21 protein-coding genes are annotated in these 21,357 nt (G+C 51.7%); 13 read left to right on the forward strand and 8 right to left on the reverse strand.

Going from position 1 to position 21,357, the window contains the following annotated elements; genetic code table 11:
- Positions 1–38 precede the first annotated feature (38 nt).
- Genes KDX39_RS12100 through KDX39_RS12110 form a run of 3 tightly spaced genes read right to left on the reverse strand, consistent with a single transcriptional unit; the run spans position 39 to position 2,019 of the window.
- The gene (locus KDX39_RS12100) at positions 39–440 is read right to left on the reverse strand and encodes an ExbD/TolR family protein (protein ID WP_004880470.1); all 402 of its coding nucleotides are present in this window, start codon (positions 438–440) and stop codon (positions 39–41) included.
- Entirely contained in the window at positions 440–1,147 is a 708-nt protein-coding gene (locus tag KDX39_RS12105; protein ID WP_099228800.1) for a MotA/TolQ/ExbB proton channel family protein, read from the reverse strand. The genes KDX39_RS12100 and KDX39_RS12105 overlap by 1 nt, the downstream gene beginning before the upstream one ends.
- 50 nt (positions 1,148–1,197) lie before the next feature.
- Positions 1,198–2,019 (reverse strand): energy transducer TonB, encoded by an 822-nt coding sequence (locus tag KDX39_RS12110; protein ID WP_231660504.1) that lies wholly within the window; start codon positions 2,017–2,019, stop codon positions 1,198–1,200.
- Positions 2,020–3,180: 1,161 nt separating this feature from the next.
- On the opposite strand from KDX39_RS12110, the gene KDX39_RS12115 reads away from it, so the two are divergent.
- The gene (locus tag KDX39_RS12115) at positions 3,181–3,435 is read left to right on the forward strand and encodes a hypothetical protein (protein WP_099228914.1); all 255 of its coding nucleotides are present in this window, start codon (positions 3,181–3,183) and stop codon (positions 3,433–3,435) included.
- A 64-nt stretch (positions 3,436–3,499) separates the two neighbouring features.
- On the opposite strand, the gene KDX39_RS12120 is transcribed toward KDX39_RS12115, so the two are convergent.
- Complete coding sequence (locus KDX39_RS12120; protein ID WP_231660505.1) at positions 3,500–4,654, reverse strand: cysteine desulfurase family protein; 1,155 nt, start codon at positions 4,652–4,654, stop codon at positions 3,500–3,502.
- 265 nt (positions 4,655–4,919) lie between these two features.
- Between KDX39_RS12120 and KDX39_RS12125 the strand changes: the two genes are divergently transcribed.
- From KDX39_RS12125 to KDX39_RS12140, 4 genes are all read left to right on the forward strand, one after another.
- The gene (locus KDX39_RS12125) at positions 4,920–5,390 is read left to right on the forward strand and encodes an Lrp/AsnC family transcriptional regulator (protein WP_099228797.1); all 471 of its coding nucleotides are present in this window, start codon (positions 4,920–4,922) and stop codon (positions 5,388–5,390) included.
- A gap of 106 nt (positions 5,391–5,496) precedes the next feature.
- A complete protein-coding gene (locus tag KDX39_RS12130) occupies positions 5,497–5,922 on the forward strand; it encodes a RidA family protein (protein WP_231660506.1) in 426 nt (141 codons plus the stop codon).
- Positions 5,923–6,021: 99 nt separating this feature from the next.
- Positions 6,022–6,315 (forward strand): hypothetical protein, encoded by a 294-nt coding sequence (locus tag KDX39_RS12135; RefSeq protein WP_231660507.1) that lies wholly within the window; start codon positions 6,022–6,024, stop codon positions 6,313–6,315.
- A gap of 521 nt (positions 6,316–6,836) precedes the next feature.
- The gene (locus tag KDX39_RS12140; protein ID WP_231660508.1) at positions 6,837–7,604 is read left to right on the forward strand and encodes a C1 family peptidase; all 768 of its coding nucleotides are present in this window, start codon (positions 6,837–6,839) and stop codon (positions 7,602–7,604) included.
- 47 nt (positions 7,605–7,651) lie between these two features.
- On the opposite strand, the gene KDX39_RS12145 is transcribed toward KDX39_RS12140, so the two are convergent.
- Positions 7,652–8,095 carry a DUF805 domain-containing protein gene (locus KDX39_RS12145; protein ID WP_231660509.1) on the reverse strand — a complete coding sequence of 148 codons (444 nt, stop codon included), beginning with the start codon at positions 8,093–8,095 and terminating at the stop codon, positions 7,652–7,654.
- Between the two features lie 596 nt (positions 8,096–8,691).
- Positions 8,692–9,003 (reverse strand): cupin domain-containing protein, encoded by a 312-nt coding sequence (locus KDX39_RS12150; RefSeq protein ID WP_231660510.1) that lies wholly within the window; start codon positions 9,001–9,003, stop codon positions 8,692–8,694.
- Positions 9,004–9,144: 141 nt separating this feature from the next.
- Here KDX39_RS12150 and KDX39_RS12155 point away from each other — a divergent pair, with 141 nt between their 5' ends.
- Positions 9,145–9,915 (forward strand): SDR family NAD(P)-dependent oxidoreductase, encoded by a 771-nt coding sequence (locus KDX39_RS12155; protein WP_231660511.1) that lies wholly within the window; start codon positions 9,145–9,147, stop codon positions 9,913–9,915.
- Positions 9,916–10,310: 395 nt separating this feature from the next.
- Here the strand turns inward: KDX39_RS12155 and KDX39_RS12160 are convergent, their stop codons facing one another.
- Positions 10,311–10,676: a histone-like nucleoid-structuring protein, MvaT/MvaU family gene (locus tag KDX39_RS12160; RefSeq protein WP_231660512.1), complete on the reverse strand. Its 366-nt coding sequence runs from the start codon at positions 10,674–10,676 to the stop codon at positions 10,311–10,313.
- A gap of 225 nt (positions 10,677–10,901) precedes the next feature.
- Between KDX39_RS12160 and KDX39_RS12165 the strand changes: the two genes are divergently transcribed.
- The 7 genes from KDX39_RS12165 to KDX39_RS12195 all read left to right on the forward strand — a co-directional run bounded on the left by KDX39_RS12165 (position 10,902) and on the right by KDX39_RS12195 (position 20,560).
- The gene (locus KDX39_RS12165) at positions 10,902–11,723 is read left to right on the forward strand and encodes an SDR family oxidoreductase (protein ID WP_231660513.1); all 822 of its coding nucleotides are present in this window, start codon (positions 10,902–10,904) and stop codon (positions 11,721–11,723) included.
- Positions 11,724–12,078: 355 nt separating this feature from the next.
- Positions 12,079–12,792, forward strand: a complete 714-nt coding sequence (locus KDX39_RS12170) for a hypothetical protein (protein WP_231660514.1) — start codon at positions 12,079–12,081, stop codon at positions 12,790–12,792.
- Between the two features lie 279 nt (positions 12,793–13,071).
- The gene (locus tag KDX39_RS12175) at positions 13,072–14,949 is read left to right on the forward strand and encodes a hypothetical protein (RefSeq protein WP_231660515.1); all 1,878 of its coding nucleotides are present in this window, start codon (positions 13,072–13,074) and stop codon (positions 14,947–14,949) included.
- Positions 14,950–16,129: 1,180 nt separating this feature from the next.
- Entirely contained in the window at positions 16,130–17,026 is an 897-nt protein-coding gene (locus KDX39_RS12180; RefSeq protein WP_231660516.1) for a TIR domain-containing protein, read from the forward strand.
- Positions 17,023–17,781: a hypothetical protein gene (locus KDX39_RS12185; protein ID WP_231660517.1), complete on the forward strand. Its 759-nt coding sequence runs from the start codon at positions 17,023–17,025 to the stop codon at positions 17,779–17,781. The genes KDX39_RS12180 and KDX39_RS12185 overlap by 4 nt, the downstream gene beginning before the upstream one ends.
- Before the next feature lie 396 nt (positions 17,782–18,177).
- A complete protein-coding gene (locus KDX39_RS12190) occupies positions 18,178–18,792 on the forward strand; it encodes a hypothetical protein (RefSeq protein ID WP_231660518.1) in 615 nt (204 codons plus the stop codon).
- 874 nt (positions 18,793–19,666) lie between these two features.
- Positions 19,667–20,560: a hypothetical protein gene (locus KDX39_RS12195; protein WP_231660519.1), complete on the forward strand. Its 894-nt coding sequence runs from the start codon at positions 19,667–19,669 to the stop codon at positions 20,558–20,560.
- Between the two features lie 139 nt (positions 20,561–20,699).
- Here KDX39_RS12195 and KDX39_RS12200 read toward each other — a convergent pair.
- On the reverse strand, positions 20,700–21,357 hold a 658-nt coding region (locus KDX39_RS12200; RefSeq protein ID WP_231660520.1), incomplete at its 5' end, for a site-specific integrase.

A 21,357-nucleotide genomic window follows, 5' to 3' on the forward strand; every position in this document is an offset into this window, starting at 1 on the left:
AGTCGGATCAGCGGGTTTCGCGGGACGAAACCCTCAATTCATTTGGCCGTCATGACGGATATCTTCGTGATGCCGGACCGTTCGATAGACGCCATGGCCTTGGCCACCTGGCCATAGTTCACGTCGGTGTCGGCCTGTAACTGGACGCGGATGTCCGGGTCCTTGGCCTTTTCGTCCTGCAGGCTTTTCTCCAGCAGCTCGGGGGCGATTTCCGACTTGGCGAGGAAGAACTTGCCGCTCTGATCGACGCTGACCACCACCGGGTCCTTTTTCTCGGCCGGGGCAACCGAGTCGGTCTTGGGCAGGTTGACCTTGATCGCGTTGGTCATCAGGGGGGTGGTGACGATGAACACCACCAGCAGCACGAGCATCACGTCCACCAGCGGCGTGACGTTCATTTCGCTGAGCACTTCATCGCTGTCTTGAGTGGAGAACGACATTAGCTTGCCTCCCGCACGGCGTGGCCCTGCTTGCTGGCGATGGATTGACGGGATACCGCGAAGGCACTGCGCTGAGCCAGGGCGTCGAAGTCGTGGGCGAAGTCGTCCATGTCGGCGACGGCCAGCTTGAGGCGGCGCAGGAAGAAGTTGTAGATCAGTACCGCAGGCACCGCGACCGCGATGCCGACGCCGGTGGCGACCAGGGCGTGACCGATGGGGCCGGCGACCGCTTCAAGGCTGGCCGAGCCGGTCAGGCCGATGCTTTGCAGTGCTTCCATGATGCCCCAGACCGTTCCGAACAGGCCGATGAAGGGCGCGGTGCTGCCGATACTGGCGAGGATCGCCTGGCCGCTTTCCAGCGAGCGACGTTCCTTCTGGATCTGCTGGCGCAGGTTGCGTTCCAGGCGGTCCGAGCGGTTGATGGTGTGTGCCAGTTGCTGCGTGGTGCGCGGTGACTCGTCCACGGCCATGGCCTCGAAACCGCTGTTGGCGATGCGTGCCAGCGAGCCTGGGTATTGCGATGCATGTTCGGCGGCGGTCAGCAGGTCCGGCGCGCCCCAGAAAGCTTTGGTGAAGTGTTTGTTCTGGGATTTGAGCTTCACGTACTGCGCTGACTTGATCAGCAACAAGGCCCAGCTCAGCACGGAAAACAGAATCAGCGCCCAGAGCACGGCGGGGACGATCATGGAAGAGAGCGATGCGTTCATGGTTTACACCTCACCAGCTTTAATAGAATTGTCAGTGGTCATACGCCGGATCATTCCGGCAGCTTGAAATCGATGGTCTGTGTGGCGAAGCCTTCAATCGGTGTGTCGCCGCGCTTGGCCGGAATAAACTTCCAGTTGCGCACTGCTTCCACTGCAGCCTCGTCGAGAACCGGTTTGCCGCTGGATTTGGTCACCTCGACCGTGCCTGCGCGGCCGTTTGGCAGCACCTTGATGCGCAGCACCACGCGGCCTTCCCAACTGCGTCGCAAGGCCAGCCCCGGATATTCGGGTGGCGGGTTGCCCAGGCTGGCGAGCCCGGAGACCGCTGCGCTTTCCTTCACAGGGGCTGCTGGCGCTGCCGGAGCGGGTGGCGCAGGTGCCGGCGTCGGTGGTGCTGGAGGCGCGGGGGCGGCTACCGGTTTGGGTGGCGCAGGCGGCGTCGGCTTTTTCACAGGTTCAGGTTTCTTGACCGGCTTGGGCTTCTCGACCTTCGGCTTTTCGATGGGCTTGGGCGGCGGCTCGACTGCGTCCGGGTCCTCGACCGGCTGCTCCGGTTCTGGCGGGGGAGGCGGCGGAGGTGGAGGTTCAGGCGGCGGCGGTGGCTCCGGGGTTGGAGGCGTCGGGCTGGTCAGTTCAATGGTCATTTCCGGAACTTGTGGCGGAACTTCGGGCACTTCCGGTTCGGCCGTCTGCATGTACCACCACACGGCACCGTGAATAAGTACCGAGGCTGCGATCAACACGAAGACGTGCGATTTTTTCAGGCCGCCAGGTCGCGAAGTATTGGCCTTGAAGGGGATGCTCTGCCACACCGTCGGACTTTCCTCCGGCGGTGGAACAGGGACCGCTTTCATGATTACCGCATCATTCATTAACGCTCCCTCGGGTAGTTGAAGGGCAATAAAAATCCGTTCAAACATTGGCGAATGTTCGAATGATGGAGACCTGCACATTCGTTGAGGCGCACGACACCGCCGAGCCTGAAAGAGGCACAGACTCAATACGGTAAAGCGCATGTTCAATCAGGGCGATGGCATTGCAAATCCTTGCTTATTAGTTGTGTCCACCACGAGCAAACTTGTTGCTTGATAACAATTTCACTTTGCAACCGCTGTGCCAGAAATGGCAAGTGATACGCCTGTATGCGGCGTTCCAGAGCGGATGTCGCATTCCTGTACTTTTTTTTCGATTGAACGCCGTTTCAGTTGACATGACCTTCAAATGAATAAGAGTCCTCGTGATTCAAAGGGCGTAGTACACCCCTCCGAGCAGTCAGACGAATTGAAAAATACATGACCATTCGGTCATAAAATCACATGCACCAATACTGTAAGGCTTGGTTCAAGTTGGTGCGTTAGTTGATCAGTTTTTCAAGATGGATGCCCCGGCTTTAAAAAGATTGAAGGTCGAGTTAAATATAAAGCTCAGCAATGGGCTGAGTAATGGCTAGATGATACTAATCAAAATAAATTGTCGGACGATAAACGCGTTAGTGAGAAGTTTCCATTGTGGGTTAGTAATAGGCACACAGCATTCCGCGAGCCCTTGCCAATAAGGCAGGACAAGGTTGTTCGGTTATTCAATCAAGGCTGGCGCCCTGTGTTTTATTCAGTCGGAAAGATACGTCGGCGTGGTCAGACATGAAGCCATGGCAGATGGCGGGCCCATTGCGGGCGCAACCCTTTCCAGCGGGGATGGATATTGCAGTGGTCTGGCATCAGCGGGATGTGGCATGTGTAGACTCCTTTCCTGGCAAGGCGCACGACTTGTGGTCTGGCGCTGCACTGTTAATGGACGACTCTGCGTCCGAAAACTGCACATTGGTGCGTGTGGGCACCTCCTTTGTGCAGTGCATGCCACTGGTTCATGGCACGGCCGTTCCACTTGGAAGATCTGTGCCAATTGTGTCTTTTTGTATCATGAAGATTACAAACGGCAGCAAATGCCCTGTCCAGACGCACTCGTCATCTGGATCGAACCCTTTGCGTTCGGGCACGTCCACTTTCTTTGGCAAGACAAAAGAGGTGGCCGACATGACAACCGATTTCATCCTGACGAACGAAGTGCCTAAAGAAGATCCTGCCAGTCCGCAGTTGGGTCAGTACGATCGCGAAGCCGATCCGGTGTTGAACATGAACGCCAACAGGCCGGGAGCCGGCCCCGCGAAGGGAGATGAGATGCTGGAGCGCACTGAAGACGAGGAAGCCTACGAGGATGACGAGCCGGAAGTGTATTCGGATGACCCGGATATCGTGGCGGATGAGGGCGGGGGTGTGTTGCCCGGCTGATAGAAACTGCACAGCTCAAGCGCCCCTTACAGAGACCTTGAGCTGGTTGCTTTGAAAGCGGTAGTTACCAGAACGCAGCGGGTGCAGTGAGTGCCTTGCTGAACACCTCGATGGTGCGTTCGACATCCGCTTGCGTGGTATAGCGACCGAGGCTGACGCGTACGCTGGCCAGTGCCTTGTTGGTATCGAGCCCCAGTGCAAGCAGCACGTGCGATGGTGCGTTGCTCGCCGAGTTGCAGGCCGAGGTCGAGGACAGCGCCAGAGCATGTGAGAGCTGCGCACTGGTGAATCCGCTTCGTGTGATGCACAGGTTCAGGGTGTGCGGGATGCGTTGTTCAGGGCAGCCGTTAAGTTGCACGTCCGGCAGCGCCAGCAGCCCTTCACGCAGATGACTGCTCAGCTCCGCGATACGACGGTTTTCCGCATCAGCCTTGTCGATTGCCAGCGCAAAGGCTTCACCCATACCGACGATCTGATGCGTCGCCAGTGTGCCGGAACGAAAGCCGCCTTCATGTCCACCGCCATGAATCTGCGCCTGCAGCAATGCATGAGCACGCGGGCCTATGTACAGCGCACCGATGCCTTTCGGACCGTATGCCTTGTGAGCCGAGAACGACATCAGATCGACCGCCAGATTTGCCAGATCCACCTTCACTTTCCCGACGGCTTGAGCCGCGTCGACGTGAAACAGCGCCCCATGTTCGCGCACCAGCGTGCCGATGCTGGCGATATCCGTCAGCGTGCCCAGCTCGTTGTTCACCAGCATCAGTGACACCAGCAACGTGTCTTCACGCAATGCCGCCTGCACGGCCTGTGGCTGGATCAGCCCATTGGCGTCCGGCTGCAACCAGGTCACCGCAAAGCCCTGGCGCTCCAGCGTTTTCACCGTATCGATGACGGCCTTGTGCTCCAGAGCGCTGGTGATGATATGGCGACGTTGCGCCGTGCTGTCATGGGCAATGCCCTTGATTGCCAGGTTATTGGACTCGGTCGCGCCAGAGGTCCAGATCACCGTCTCGGCAGGCGCATTCACTGCGTCCGCCACCTGACGCCGCGCCTGCTCGACTGCCTGCCGCGCCACCTGCCCGTAACCATGCCCGCTGGACGCCGGATTACCGAAATGCCCTTCGCGCCCCAGACAGGCAACCATGGCTTCAATGACCTGCTCATCGACAGGCGTGGTGGCGGCGTAATCCAGGTAAAGGGCGGTCGTGGTCATGGGCAATTCGCTTGGTTATCGGGTCAAGGTTGATGGTGAAAAGATTACCGACGCCGACGCGAAAAAATTTTGATATTTGAGCAGATTGACTGGCTATCAGTGAAAAATATTTCTGATTTGGGCGTTTTATGGTGAATAAAATTTTACACCTCTATTGGCAGGGGGTAGTTTTATGCCAATAGTTGCGCAAGTACCGGTTGCACGGCGCCGTTCAGGATGCGTCGCGTCCGATACAGAGCCCGAACCACAAACACGGAACACGTCCATGGACAAGTTCGACCGCGCCATCCTCGACAGCCTGCAAACCGACTGCACCCGCTCGGTCGCAGACATCGCCGAGCGTATTGGCCTGGGCAGCACCGCCTGCTGGCGACGCATCCAGAAACTCGAAGAAACCGGCATCATCGACCGCCGCGTAGCCCTGCTGAACCCGCAGCGCCTGAATGTCTCCGTCAGTGTCTTCGCCGCCATCCGCACCAACCAGCACAACGCCGCCTGGCTCGAACAGTTCCACAACGCCGTTGGTGACTTGCCCGAAGTCGTCGAGTGCTACCGCATGGCTGGCGACACCGACTACCTGCTGCGCATCGTCGTGACCGACATCGCGGGCTACGACGCGGTGTACAAACAACTGATCAGCATTCCCGGTATCACCGACGTCAGTTCCAGCTTTGCCATGGAGCAGATCAAATTCACCACAGGGCTGCCGTTGCGGTATGCGTCGTTTGGTGCCTAAAACCGTGAATGTGCAGCCCGGTCTTCACCGTCGCTTCACACGGGCCTTGACCTCCACCTAGGTAGAGGTTTCACACTGCCGACTCCTTCAACATGGAGTTGACCCTATGCCAGTATCCCCCGACGCCGAAAACGCCGCGTTCACGCTCTGCAATCCACAGGGCCTGTGCAACCCTCGAGTAAACGCGTATTCCCACGTCGCATCAGTCAATGCCGGTGCCCGAATGCTGTTTGTTGCCGGGCAGGGCGGCGAAGATCAGCAAGGACGGTTGTCTGCCGACTTCACCGAGCAGGCCATCCAGGCCCTGGCCAATGTTGAAACCGCACTGCAATCCCAGGGCGCAAGCCTGGCTCAGGTGTTCAAGCTGACCTTGCTGATCGTCGACCACAACGAACAACGCCTGCACAGTTGGGTCGAGCAGGCGAACCGGGTGTGGGGTACAGGGCGCCATCCGGCCTGCACCCTCATTCCGGTGCCCCGCCTGGCGATGGACAACATGCTGATCGAGATCGAAGCGATCGCAACAGCCTGACCGAACGCAGCCGTTGGCGCAGATGAACGGCCGATGCCGGGAACGACCCGCCACGCCTGCACGTCTGACCTGTATCGACTCACTTGAAGGTACAGCGCAATGGACAAGACAATCACCGTGGACCAACTGGCGACCACCGATCTTGGATCAATCAACGAGATCTGGCTCGGCGGCACTCACACCCAGTTATGCCTGTGGCGCGGCGAGCAGATCGTCACCCACGACATGCTCAGCGAAGGCACCCACGACCAGAACGCCCAACGCTTGTGCCTGCAACTGGTCAACCCTGACGATCAGGCCGCAGTGGCCAGCGTCGAGGCGATCGTGCGTGAGCGGCTGGAGGGGAGAGAGGGCGAGTTTTATCCGGCCGAGGATGTGGACACTTATCAGTGACTGGCTGCCTCCCAGTGTTCTTGCTGCTGCGGGCCATCACAGCAGCAAGGAGGCAGGTCGCGTCACTTTACAGATATCAATCCACGCTCTGTATTACGCAACGCTTCCAATGCCTCCAATCCATCACGCAAGAGTAGATGCGCCACCCTGTCGTGACCGAGCGATAGGTGGCGGACTGTGTGCAGGCTGGTCAACGGGTAGCACGAACCGGCACACCCGAAGGGCGGCCTGCACATGGCCGCCATGACGTCTGTAGGAATTCAAAGTCTTCAGGATTCCAGGCAGCACATTACACATCAAACAGTTATCTATTTTATTGCAATTATAATGTGTCAATTTGATATTGCTCTCGCTGCTTGTCGATAAGCCCGTCTAAATAAATCTTCATCCCTCCTCGTAAAAAACTGATGTCTGATTAATACGCTATTGGCCAGCCATGAATGATGGCCATTTCCAATAAGAGTGTTTTGCCAGGCCTGATGGCTAATTAAGCAGTCTGCCTTTACGTGGAGAAGTAAACGATGACGTATACCGTAAAACAATACGGCTGGATTCGTGACGTACCGGATCATCGAGATCATTTGTACGCTGCGCCCGTCGAGCAGTTGGCCGCGCTTCCACGTCATGTGGATCTGCGTCCTCATTGCCCCAATGTCTACGATCAGGGCCAGTTGGGCAGTTGTACAGCGAATGGTATTGCAGCTGCCATTCAGTTTGATCGCATGAAGCAGAAGCTTGCCCCTGCATTCACGCCATCCCGTTTATTCATTTATTACAACGAGCGTGTTATCGAGCACACGGTGGAGTCGGACAGCGGTGCAATGATCCGTCACGGTATCAAAAGCGTCGCCGAACAAGGCGACTGCGATGAAGCCGAATGGCCGTACGACATTACCAAATTTACCGTCAAGCCAACCAAATCCTGCTACGCCCACGCCAAGCGGTACAAGGCGGTTTCCTACCAGAAAGTCGCCCAGAACCTGAACCAGATGAAAGGGTGTCTGGCCGCTGGATATCCTTTCGTCATAGGTTTTGGCGTCTATGAAAGCCTCGAAAGCGATGAAGTTGCCAAGACGGGCATTGTCCCAATGCCAGCGCCCGACGAAAAATTGCTGGGCGGTCATTGCGTGCTCGCAGTGGGCTATGACGATGCAAAACAGGTCTTCATCATGCGCAACTCCTGGGGCACCAAATGGGGCATGCATGGCTACTTCACCATGCCGTACAGCTACCTGATGGACCCCAATCTGGCGTCGGATTTCTGGACGATCAGGATTGTCGCGGGCTGATGCCGAGGCAAGGTGTGGTCAGCGACCACACCTTCAGGGAACGCTTGTTATTTGGGGCTGGGGCCGAATCGATTGGCGTCGCGATGCCCCTCCAGGCAACTGAATATGATCGGGACTATCGGTACCAGCATCCACCAGCCACTGCGATCAGTGTCATGAAGCCTGCGAACGCCCACCGCAAGCCCTGGAATGAAAACAGCGATTGAATAAAAGGTGGAGATCAACTGGTCAGTGCCCAAAAGACCATCGAGAAAACCGAGGACCACGGAGATCAGGAGGTTAGTCAAAAAAAACATCCAGAATTCTTTTCTGCGCGCTCTGCCGCTGAAAACGGCATATTTCCTCAAGACTTCAAAATACCAGAATGTCGATTCTGGAGCGTCGGATGAAACTGCGCCGGGTGTCCATATGATATCTCTCGATGCATTGCAATGTGGGCAAGTATCCCCCTTTTCAGTCAGTTCCTTTGCGCAGTTGTGACAATAGGCCATGTCATTCCTTATGAGGTTAAGTCCAGGTTCGGTGGTGTAATGGTTTAGTCTGCGATGAATGCGGGTTTTTAGTACATGTTGCAGGCGTTGCAGTGGCGCAACGGATAGAAGGCCATAGTAATTGTTTTTTGAAGGCTGTTTTTATGGATGATTCCGTATCTCGATGGGATGCCGGAAATCCTGAGGCAAAAAAACAAAACTGCCAAGCTAGAATTGCCTCCGTTAACAACTATGTAGGCTCGGAAACAATTTGAATGGCGAACACGCTGTAAAGGTATCGGTGTTCAATTGGATGCTTTGGCAGTTGGGCAGAAATTTAAACTAATACTATTTGGCACTTTTGAAACATGCTCTTATAAAATCGATAACTTCATACCTTGGGCTGCACCTGGATACGACGTGCACGTCGATCGCGCCAGGGTTTGTTGATAGACAAGTCGATGCCGAGTCGACGGCCGCACGTGAATGGCTGTTTAGCCGACGGTCTGCTTGCACGCCGGGGCCGACGCACAAAGGTAGCGCGGGTTCTTCGCCCCCTTTTTGAACTGCCCGGAACGCGTCGCTGCGCGTCCTGGGTCTGGGCTCTCTGACTTTACTCAAACGCTGCCCTCGCGTTCGATAACCAGAATCCGTGCCTCTCCGCGAGGATGTGCAACATGTTCACATCCAGCCTCTGCGAAAAACACGTCGCCAACCGCCAATGTCACGACGCGCTCGATGCCGGACTCGCGATAATGCATATCCACCGTTCCGTCGAGGACTGCGAAAACTTCCTCACCGTCGTTGATATGCCACTTATACGGCTGGTCGGTCCAGTGGAGACGGACGGTGGTTCCACCCATGTTGGCTATGTCGTCAGCCCCCCAGGCCCGAGTGGCGGTAAAGTCTTTGCTACGAATAACTCTCATTGATCGCCGTTCTCGAACAGGTATTTCCAACAATCTATCAGAACCCTTGACCCTGTACTGCCGTCCACGAACGCCCACCTGAACGTCACGCCTCATTCCGAAGTCATAAACCTACTTCAGCCATGCTCCCCAAGGTGCCTCATGAGTTTGATACCCGAACTGAACAGTGACGCAAACGTGCTGATATGCGGAGCCAGCCGAGGCATTGGCCTGGCACTGTGCGCAGCCTTGCTTGCTCGCGATGACGTCGCTCAGGTGTGGGCAGTGGCGCGAGAAGCCAGCACCTCTGCAGGGCTGGCAGAGCTTGCAGAGCAGTATGGCCAGCGCCTCAGGCGAGTCGACTGCGACGCGCGCAATGAACAAGCTCTCGAAGCGCTTGTGAGCCAGACGCTTGAAGGATGCGAACATCTGCACCTCGTCATCAGTGCGCTTGGCATTCTTCATCAGGACGGCGCGAAACCCGAAAAGGGCCTGGCACAACTGACGCTTGCGAGCATGCAAGCGAGCTTCGCAACCAACACTTTTGCGCCAATCCTGCTGCTTAAACACCTGCTCCCGTTATTGCGCAAACAACCTTCTACCTTCGCAGCGCTTTCCGCGAGAGTCGGTTCCATTGGCGATAACCGACTGGGCGGCTGGTACAGCTACAGAGCCAGCAAAGCGGCACTCAACCAGTTGCTGCATACCGCCAGTATCGAACTGAAACGCCTGAACCACGCCTCGACCGTGCTGGCCATACACCCAGGCACGACTGACACGGAGTTGTCGCAACCATTTCAGGCGAACGTACCTGAAGGACAACTCTTCGAACCGGCTTTCTCGGCAAAGCGCATTATTGAGGTGGTAGGCGCGCATGGGCCGGCTGACAGTGGGACCTTTTGGGCTTGGGACGATAAGCCTATTGTGTGGTGACCTGGCCGACTGGCTTTGGAATAGACGCTACATGGTGTGTCATTCGAACGTGATGTCTATCACCGGACGGTCATGGTCCAGCAGATATGCATGATGGCGGAGATACAATTGTGAGAGCAGGCAAGTATCGGGGCCAGCCACACTCATCTTTCTATCGTCTTATGGAAAAACCATGACGCGCTTATTCAAATTGAACAGATAGGAAGCACATCCGGGGCCAGGCGTGCGTCACGCTGCAGTCTTTCGCCAATGCACACCCAAGAAATTGTTGGAGCAGGTTCATAGGCGCTTCGAATGCCATGTTGATTCAATTGGCCAGCGAGTTTGCGACGGTCGAGCTTAAAACGGGCCCACCAAAAAGGGCCCGTCTGGGCCCTCTTTCGCGAGAGACTGTTTTACTTCTTCAGCCATCCCTCAACAACATCCGCACCGTGCTCCGCCTTCCATTCCTTCAAGGCCTTGTGATTTCCACCTTTGGTTTCGATCACTTCACCTGTCTTCGGATTTTTGTAGACCTTGAGCTCGCGTGGTTTGCGTGTGCCTTTAGGTTTGTCTGCCTTTTGACCGCGAGCCGGTGCCTGTGGACCCAGCAGATTAATGATGTGCTTGAGGCTGAAACCGTAGTGCTCAAGGAGCTTGCGCAGCTTCGTTTCGAACTCGATTTCTTTCTTGAGCCCCTCATTGCCCTTCATCGTTTCCAGTGCCTGAAGCTGCTCGGCGAGGTGCTTTTCCAACTGGCGGTACTCTGCAAGCTTGGACATTATCTTTCCCTATAGATGATCGTATGTGGTTATTACGATCGATTGAGTCGTTTACAAGTTCAGCCTATTTGCGGGCGTCAGGTGTTTCCTGGCGCGAACCGATTTTGTCCTGACTGTCCAAAACCCGGCTACCAAATGAGGTGCGGCTTACAAGCGATAGCAATGCGCAGGGCATAGACTGTTGCTGCAAGCTGTTGCACGCCCTACGACGGAGAAGCCTCATTTATGGACAATAAACTGACATCCAGAATCGCGATCATTACAGGGGCGGCTCAAGGGATCGGCGCCGCGACTGCACGACGGTTCGTACAGGAAGGCTGCTTTGTTTACGTCACTGATATCAACGACGTGCTCGGAAGAGCGACTGCAAGCGCACTGGGAGATCGTGCCTGTTATCTGCATCTTGATGTGCGGTGCGAAGAAGATTGGCTGCGGGTGACAACGCATGTCCTGAAGGCGCACGGCCGCGTCGATGTGGTGGTCAACAACGCTGGCATTACCGGGTTTGAGCAGGGTCCCGTCCAGCATGACCCAGAGCACGCGAGTCTGGAGGACTGGCAGGCCGTGCATCGCACCAATCTGGATGGTGTGTTTCTTGGATGCAAGTACGCTATACGCGCCATGCGCCACACCGAGGCTGGTTCCATTATCAATATTTCTTCTCGCTCCGGACTGGTTGGTATTCCTGGCGCAGCGGCATACGCATCGTCCAAGGCCGCCGTTCGCAATCACACCAAGACGGTGGCGCTTTACTGCGCCGAGCAAGGACTTAAAGTTCGATGCAACTCGATCCACCCGGCCGCCATCCTCACCCCTATGTGGGAGCCAATGTTAGGTGCTGATGCTGGTCGTGAAGAGCGTATGGCTGCACTCGTTCGAGACACGCCACTCAGAAGATTTGGAACGCCCGAAGAAGTGGCTGCGGTAGCCCTGTTATTAGCCAGCGATGAGGCTACGTACATTACCGGCAGTGAGTTCAACATCGATGGAGGTCTGTTGGCGGGGTCGGCAGCGAGGCCGGTGGTATTGGATGAAAGCGAAGCTTGAGAGCTGCCCGCGCGAATAGCTGCAATTGGTCGATTCTGTTGAAAAAGTCGGAGATGGTTTTCACGGCATAAAAGTGAGTGCATGAGATTGAAATCTTGAATTGCCGCACAGGCATTCGGACACAGATTTCACGTAGCAACGCCTTCACCGATCAGGTTTTTGGCAATTCGAGAAAACCGACTTTTTCAGCATGATCGACCGATAGCGGCCGTTTTAGCGGTGCACTGGCTGCTGGGATCAGGGGGATGAGGGCTTCGACGCTGATCTCTAGCGTCGGCAGACATTTCCTGTGTTATCGCTGATACACTATGTTTTAACCATACACCTATTGGCTGCCAATTCACTGGGTCGTGAGATGGATATCAAAGAGTTTTGCCTTGCTCATGGATTTGATATGAGCAAATGTGGAGTCGCGTTAGGCGGTGGTGGTTTTGGAATGACAGAGTTGAATACCTCACCTATCGATTTTTTGAACTTGGCGGAAGACGATTTTGAACGGGGCGGTTTGGCGGCTCTCGTCAATGCAACGACCAATGCAAAACGCGCCATCGTCTGTCAGCTTGATCAGTTGTTGATCTCTTTTGGTTACCCGTCACTTCGATGGAACGTGCCAAAGAAGATCGAACGGCTAAGGAGGCTTGGGTTATTAGCGCCCAGTCTGTTGCGTAAAGTCGTCGATATACGAAATATTCTTGAGCACGAGTATGCGACTCCTGAGCTTGAAAAAGTTGAAGAGGCGTTGGATATCGCGAGCCTATTTGTTATGTCCGCTTCCGCTATGTTCATTCCATTCGATGATGTCTTGGAATTTTCACTTCCTGACTTGTGCGTGAGAGATAGTTCTGTCACTCGTGTCTCGGCAGGACTGAATCGCGAGTCCAGCAGGGCTTTTTACACTGTCTACGCTTATGAGTCTGGGGAGTATGCCGGGCGTTGCGTCGGTCAGTGTGAAATTCAATCAGGGCATGTCTTGTTCGAGGCAATGGTAAAGCTTTCCGCTTCGCTGATGCTTCGATACAAAGTAAATCAAGCGCTCCGTGATTTTGAAGCTGTGTATGCCAAGCTTTGAGTCGTTGAATCACGGTTGCTGCTTTCATTAAAACACGATTCCATTTGGTAATCGATCTCAAGATAAACAGTTTTAAATATTTTCAGGTTATGAACTCATTTCGACCCGTAGGGTGTATCAGATTTTTAATCTAGTATGAAGAGCCTATCGAGTATCTGAGGGAAAAGTATTGTTTGGCTTGACGTGGCTGTAATAATCTATAATTATATATTTTGAGATTTCAATTTATCACCGTAAATCGGTTTCGTCAGTCTAATAATTTAATTAAAAGGATGTAGGATGCGCCCACAGATAGAGTTTAGGCATGTGCTCGGTGAGCTGTCGGTTAATAGGAATGATCCTTGTGAGGTTCTAAGGGAGTTGATTTCAAACTCTTATGATGCGCAAGCAAAAAATATATTATATATCCCGGTAAAGGATCGCGCTGGGTTAATATTCTTTGATGATGGTTCGGGACTTGATATTGAGTCTGAAGTGCATGGTATTACTCCTTGGGAAGCTTTTTTTTCAATAGGAAAGTCTACAAAAAAGCAAGGAGATGCTATTGGTTATAAATGTCAGGGTTCTAAATTGTGTTTCGCTAGCAGTCGTATTTTAGTAGCCTCAACAGGAGATTGGAAGAAAGGTGTTTGGCACTATAAGGTAGTCGAAAATCCAAGGAGTAATCTAGATACTTCATTTGATATTACACCCGAGAAAACTGATTCAATAAAAGACGTGTTCATCAGTTTTTTTTCAGGAGCATCTGCTGATACTGCTAACTCTGTAGAATATTTAAAGTCACGCGTTAACAATCCGACTTCAAAATCAGCCACCCTGATTATGATTGATGGGTTGGAAACCGAGGGCTACAACAAATATTTTTCAGTTGGTGATGATCCTGCGTTGTCGTATGTTATTAATTATATTAGATATTACACTAAGCATGGGGATGCGCGATATATTACGGATAAGCAAGGGTTTACTGCTAGTCATAGAGCTCAAGTTTCCGCAGGTTTAAAGCCGGCAGAGCTGGTTGTTTATTCTGCAGGCTCTGAATTCCACGTCCCTTTTGGGTATCCGTATTTAGATAGAGGCAATCCAGATCTGAGCTTAAAAAGTCCTGCTCAGATTGCACGATTGAGAGATGGACGATTTTACAGTCGTGCTGCAAAAAAATTCAGCGTCGGCTCTAGCAAGTTTTCAATAATTTTAGCTATTGATGGAAATAGGCGTGCTCACGATGAATATACCACGCTAGCGCGTAAAGGACGTACTAATTCTGGAATAAAGCTAAGCGATCAAAGAGGGCTTTTCGTTTCCGTTAAGGGTATAAAGATATGCAAGTATCCTGAGTTGCTTTCCCTGATCGATGAGTACAAAGTTTTGTCAGAGGGGGATAGCGCTAGTCATTATACTATTATTGTTGATGGGGATTTTGATTTAGTAACCAACCGAAATGCTTTAAGCAAAAAAGCTTATGATACTCTGAATGATTCGGATTTTCTGCAAGAGGTAAGAAAGTTTCTTGATGCGCAAAAGAGTTCGGATAAGACTTTTTCTGAGCTTTTAAATAGACTGCGTCGAGAAAGTTCTGAGATTCTTCTAAATGAACAAATTGAATATCTTGAAAAAGCTAAACAGGAAGTTAAGACTCGGGAGCGGTTCCGTTTAACTGATACTCAAGGTAATGAACATTTGTTTTTATCGCCGCGGCCCGGAGAAGAATATTTGGTAGGCGTTCTGTATTCGCAGCTATCATCCTTTTTACCAAAAAAGACCGGCATGGAAAAATATTGGCGTAGAGTTTTGACTTTCTCAACGCAGGGCATTGATAGCTTAGGCATGCGCACAGAAGGTACGTCTGCTCCGTTATCCGAAAAAAATGTTTGCTCGATTGAGTATAAGTATGAGTTTAATAATCTAGGGCCTTTTAATCATGCTTTAGCAGTTGTAGATTTTATTGTGGCTTGGGACGTTGATGTTAAAGATGGAGAAAAGGTTTCGGATTCGTTTACATGCTTCGGCGTGATAAATAAAGTCGCGGGTAACGATTTTGAATGGGAGATTTCCGGTATAGAGAATTTGGATGGCGGAACCTACAGTCAAACTATTGTGGTAATTAATCTAAAGCGGTTAATTGCCCAAACCTTTGGTGCAAAGTTTACAGCGCCTTGAAAGGCAAATGGCTGTCTCATGAAAGAGCATTTGAACGTCAGGCTGTAGGATCTTTGTTTTAGTCACTTGGATCTTTGATTTAGCGTGCGCTTTAATCATGTTAGGGCTGGTGGAAAAGCACCAGCCTTAGCAGTTTTGCTTGTTAGTCAAGACAGATTTAAATTTATTAAATTTTGCGATGCGCGATTATTTTACGCCGGCAATCGAATTGCACTCTGAACGCGAAAAGCTTTTTTTAGGTGAACGTTGACGTGGTGTAACGTAATCCATGATCCTCACCGAACTCAAGGTGACTGTCGCACTCGATGCCATACAGTTTGTTGATCAGGTTCCAGAGCGTTATTTTGCGCGCCCTGTTTTGCGTCTTAAGTGTAGCAAATTTTTGGCCAAAACGACTTTCAGTACTAGGACAGGTTTCTATCAGGAGCGCTATGCCCTTGTAATACAAGGCATAGAAGATGGCGCACCAGGCGGGATTCGAACCCACGGCCCCGGCCTTCGGAGTCCTAAAAGTCGACGTTTAGAATTAATACGTTCGCGGGGATTAGCCGGAAAATCAACGGGCGTGTCAGCTGGAGTTAGCGAGTTTCGCACCGGTTAGTGGGGCAAGTGTGGCAAAAGTGTGGCATTCGCACGCTATACCTGCCGCGTGGCCGACTACAGTAATCACGATATTGAATCTATCATCTATTCCTATCGTAATTAAGCATCTGTCCCAAGGATCGGCCTGAGTGATGCAATCATCCATGCGGCCCACGTAAACGGCCGCAATCGGCCGATTCTGTTGACAAAGTCGACCTTGGTTGTCACGGCAGAAAAGTACGCGTCTGAGATTGAAATCCTTACTTTTGGCTGAGGCTTCTGCACTAGGATTTCACGTACTAACGTACTAACGTACTAACGTACTAACGTACTAACGTACTAACGTACTAACGTTGCATTTTTCCCGGTCAATATCCGAGCAGTTTGAGCGGAGCGACTTTTTCAACACAAACGGCCAGAAGCGGACGTTGCGAGTGCATTAAATAAATCTGCCCCCTTTTCTATTGAACGGCACCTCGAAAAATTTTCTCGACCTGATCGTGCTACCTCCACGCTCCACCTCCCATCTCAACCTTCTATTGCACTGGCACACCGGCTAAGACATCATTTAGCCACCACCCATAACAAGGATGCAGTGATGCTGGAGCGATTAAGGAAAGACCGTGACGAGTTGGTCGAACAGCTGATGGTGCAACCGCTGGTCAAACAAGACAGGCAACGTGCGGATTATTTGGCAGAGCACGGGGCGCTGAAAGATTTCAAAGCTGGCGAGGCGCTCATTACGTTTGGCGAGTCAGCCACGGACGTTTTCTTTCTGTTAACGGGTTCTGTGGTGATCAGTATCGGCAAACGTGTGCTGGTTGAGAATTTCGAAGCGGGCAATCACGTCGGTGAGATTGCTGCCGTCCACGTCACGACGCGTACGAGTACCGTGATCGCTCGCGAAGAAGTGGTGGCAGTTCAGCTTTCAAAAGAGCATTTCAAAGGTTTTCTCCTGCAATTTCCCGAAGCAACGCTGGCCTTTGCAAGGGATCTCGCAAAACGGATCGCCGTACGCAATGCCAACGTCGCCCGGCCGCGTGAGAAGCATCGCATTTTTGCGATCTCTTCTGCCGAAGCCCTCTCAGTCGTCGACAGCGGAATCCAGCATTTCGCACATGACTCCGACCTTGAATACGCCCCATGGAGCATGCCTCAGATATTCCAGCTATCTAGCTACCCAATGGATGACCTTGAAGCGGAGCTGATCAACTCGGACTTCGCAGTAGTTGTCGCCAACGACGACGATATCGTTAAGTCTCGGGGCACAGAGAAATCCATGCCTCGTGACAACGTCTTGTTCGAGCTCGGTCTTTTCGTGGGTAGATTTGGCCGCAAGCGCACAGTGTTGATGGCGCCTAGCGGTAAAGAGGTGAAGCTCCCCAGCGACCTCATAGGCTTGAGCATCATCTATTACCCTCAAGAAATGACAGAGACCGTTGAGAAGCAGGTCTGGGACAGGGTTAAACGTCATTTCAGGAAGCTAGTTAAATGAACAACCATCAACTTGCAGCCGTCCGCAAAGCAGCAGTCGACGGCCTGGAAGGCGCTGTGCGGACGTGGGAAAAGGTCGGGATGATCATGGACAGCATAAATGCCTCCATTGAATCCAGGGCGGGAAATGAAAGCAACATTCCTGGGCATCCGCATGTACAACCGGGAAAGCCAGAGGTGACAGAGTTCGTCGCTCTCGTCGTTGACATGCGCAACTCTTCCGATCGCCTGCAAAATCTTCAGAAATTTCCGGCGATCGATAGCGGTTTCCAAAGGGTGTTCTACGAGACGTCAGCCTTACTGCCGGCATTAGCCACAACAGCCTTGTTTGAGGATGGCCACGTCACGGAATACCTTGGTGACGGGGCGCTCATCCTATTCAAGGTCGACGCTAACGATCGCGTCAAATCTGTTCGAACCGCTTATCAGGTAGCTGACAACTGCGTTACGCAGACCAGGCAAATCGTCAATGAGCTTCTAGCTGAGAGGTTTGAGCTACCGAATCTTTCAATTGGTGCAGGCCTGTCTCTCAGCAAAGCCATCGTGACGCTTGTCGGCACCTCGGCGTTTATGCAGCCCAAGGCCATCGGGCAATGCGTTTGGGAAGCTTCCAAGTTGAGCTCTGGAACAAACACAGTCCGGGTCTCAGAGAATCTCAAGCAGGCATGGCCACCCGCTCCCGGTGGCACGCTACGCTTTGAAAGGCTATACGACCTCCCAAAAAAAATGGTGGGATTTGAAATTCGCAAGTCCTGAACCACTCCTTTGCATACACCAACGCCTCTTTTCTCTCAAAACCTCTCTGCTTGGGCGTCACAGTTTTCTTAGCGTTCAAAGGTATAAAGACAAAGGGTACAGTTTTTCCAGCAGCAACTGTCAGCTTTGGCCGACAGTTGCTTGTCAGGTCGCACTAGGTGCACTGACCAAGCCCTATACAAACAAACTTTCACGTCGAATGCCAATGGGTGGGCAAGTGCAATGCAATTGCAGCCCATCGCGATCAGAGGCTGTTGGCCAATAGCGGACAGTCTCACTGGGACTGGGCTGGTATCCCTGAGGCTCGAAAGCATCTATGAAAATCGTGGCGATTCAGAGTATGTTGCCTTTCTCTATGCATAATCCTGTTTTACCAACTTAAGCAGAGCGCCAAAAATGCCGGAAAACTCACTCAGTAAGATTGAAAAAACCCATATTGGAATTCAAATCCTAGCCCAAATCACAACAATCATAGCGGCGATCGTCGTTGCGGTTTGGGGTTATTATTCAACTGTATACGTGAAAAAAGAAAAGGAAATTACAGAGTACACACTCATGGATTTGCAGCAGAAGACTACTCAGAAACCGCATATTCAAGCGAAAGTCGAATCCACAGTTCAACCCCTAGCGGATGGCCAGAACCTGCTTCAAATTAAAGTGATCCTTTCCAATCTTGGTAATAAAGAAAGCAAGGTTTCTCTGGACGATGATGCACTGACACTGGTTCCGGTACTCTTCGATGAGGGAAAGCCGATTTACGGAACCCCTATCAATCTCCAGTCGGGGCGGTATGCTGGGACCTATAACCGAGTTCCGCTAAGATTCGTGAACGTTGGGGCAGGTGAGAGCTACGAGATTACGTATGTGCATAACGTAGGAAATCCGGGTACTTACCTAATTCATTTCCTCGCGCTCAATGGTGTCAACCCTTCCCCCGAAGATATTATCGCTATGGGAGGGTTGCCATACAAATACTCTGTAGGCATGGACCAATACCTAGTTATAAAATAGATGGTCGGGCTCAAAGTATCTGTTCTTGGATCGGAAGGAGCAAAAAATAGTTCACCGTAATCGGTCGGGCGTTTCATATCTCGATTGCATATGCGATATATCGAAATTTAGCTTAATTTTGAGCAGTGTACGGCCACGTAGTTACTCGCGATTGTGAGGATGTATACCTTCACGCGCCCTAATGGATCATGTGATGAGCTACCGCTTGTCTGAAAATGCCCTGTGCTTGTGAAAAAGATGGGGTTATGGCCTGTAGCTGGGTTATACAGCAGTTTCGCTGCGCATTTCTGTTAAAGGTTTTGAGTCTTCTGCCGCTAGCCTGATGGTATTGGCTGGAAGGCTATAGCTGTACGATTGGGCAGGGCTTATGTGCTCATAAACGCTTCCGTGCGAGAGTTTTCAGTCAAGGGCCAGCGATTCACAGTCCATCAACGTCTACAGAGCTGGGCTAATGTGAAGATCACGAGAGTCGGGTGCAAAAAATGCAAGGTTGTACTAGCATGCGGTGTTATTATCGAAGCGCTTCCGAGAAAGGGCTTTCTAGGATCAATCGAGGCTTAAAATGAAACTTCACGATATCTTGTCTAGTGATCTTCCAGAAATTGATGACTCAGTCAAAGAGTGTGTAAATTTGGGGGAGTGGCTGCTATTCAAATCTGATGGGTCAACTGCGAGTCCGTCGTCTTTTTACCTGAAGACCGACTCTAAGGTGTATGAGCTTGATGAGCGTGGGAAGTTGCTTCATCAGATAGAGGGCTCATCAGATAAAATTGAAATAGATGAGATCTATTATTTTTCTGACATTCATAGACCGGCTTCGCTTAGTAATACCCGTTTGTGTTAGGTTTTAGATTGTAGTATAAGGATATTTACAGTGAGCTTGATCGGCGGGAGCACTAAATGGGTTCTATTTTTGGCTGCACAAACGGAGCCTGAAAGTCGCCATGTTACAGATGTTGCTTATGGGATACTCTGCTTGGAAAAAGCTGGAGTTAGCATTAGAGATATTGCAATTTATATTGATGGTTCCGATCGGGCTTCAATTGAGAATTTTCTTAGAAGCGGTACTGCTTCCAAGTTTGATTTGAGAGAGTCTAAAGATTTCTTTGCAGATCAAAAAAACAACACGCATGAGAATGTCGTGATGTTTGTGACCGGGCACGGCGGACCTCGAGGTATTGATGCTGCTACACCGGTAACTCCTCATGTCCTTTTGAATTGCTTAAAGTCGTCACCTGGATTAAAGCATGCCGTAGTATATCTTGGGCAGTGTTATGCCGGTATATTCAATTACATAGGTGCCGGTAGTAAGAAAAAAGATGATGGGGAAGCGGATCCTGAGATAATTTTTCTTGGGGCTACGAATCTTCATGAAAGTCTCAGTCTTCACACCACTGAAGATTTTTTGAATGGGCCAGTCTCTTGGCTTGCCAATATTTTCCTATTGTTTTCTTTCAAATGGTTGTCTTCCCCTGTTGATATAGACGGAGATGGGAGGTTTACTATTATGGATTCTTATAAGTACGCTGGCGTTTGTTCCAATGGTGCTAATAAAGAAATGAAAACGAGTGCTCTGGTACATTCGTCAGATCTTCAGGCAAAATTTGTTTCCGCCAAAAATGCCTATGAATTGGATCAAAATCCGGCGACTGAATTGGCTTTTCAGGCGGCTTATACGAATTATTCGATGAAAGCTTCGTTGTTATATGTCCACCAAGAATGCTGGATACTGAATGCTATACCATCACAAAGGATAGAGGCCGTGTAGGTTTCTTAATGTTCTTGTTGTGTCGTGAGTTTGATAAGAACGTCACAACATCGATACGCCGACTCAGATACATACATAGCATTGGTAGGATAGGCAGCGTGTTAATCAGCACGCTCCCTTTCTTGTCTAAGACTGGCAGTCATGCCAGCTCCTCCGCAGTAATGTTGTAGTACCGCTTCAGCATGTTCATCTCCCGATGCCCAGTCACGCTCGCGAGCTCGATCAGATTCGGCAGCTTGGTCGCGAGCCGACAGGTCGCCTCATGCCGCAGGTCGTGAAAGCGCAGATTGATCAGGATGTCTTCCCGAGGTGTGACTTGCGCTACGTCGCAATCTCCCAAGTATTTCAGCCTTGCACGCTCCAGACCTTTCACAAACGCCTTCTTGAGAGCATCAGCCGTGGTGGGGAAGACTCGCCCGCACAGTGAGCGCGGCAAATCCTTGAGCAACTGAATAGCCTTCGGCGAAAGCGTGACGGTTCTCGGCAGTCCGTTCTTCGTCGCAGGCAGGTGCGCAGTCCTACGATCCAGGTTCACATGCTTCCAGCGCAGCTCGAAAATCTTGCCACGGCGCATCGCTGTCTCAATCGCCAGTTGGACGATGGGCCGTATCCAGGGATTGTGTGAGGCATCGGCGTAGGTCCCATCAGCGCGTCGCTCACGAAGCTCTAGCGCGCCGAGCATGTATTGCTCTTCAATGGTATGCGATCCATAAACCCCACCTGCCAAACGATGGGTTAACGGTTTACTGTGGCATTTTTGGCGAGCAGTTCCATGGCAGCAGCGCTTCGTAGTCTGC

It is taken from the genome of Pseudomonas sp. CDFA 610 (assembly GCF_021147865.1).
GTDB classification, from domain to species: domain Bacteria; phylum Pseudomonadota; class Gammaproteobacteria; order Pseudomonadales; family Pseudomonadaceae; genus Aquipseudomonas; species Aquipseudomonas alliivorans.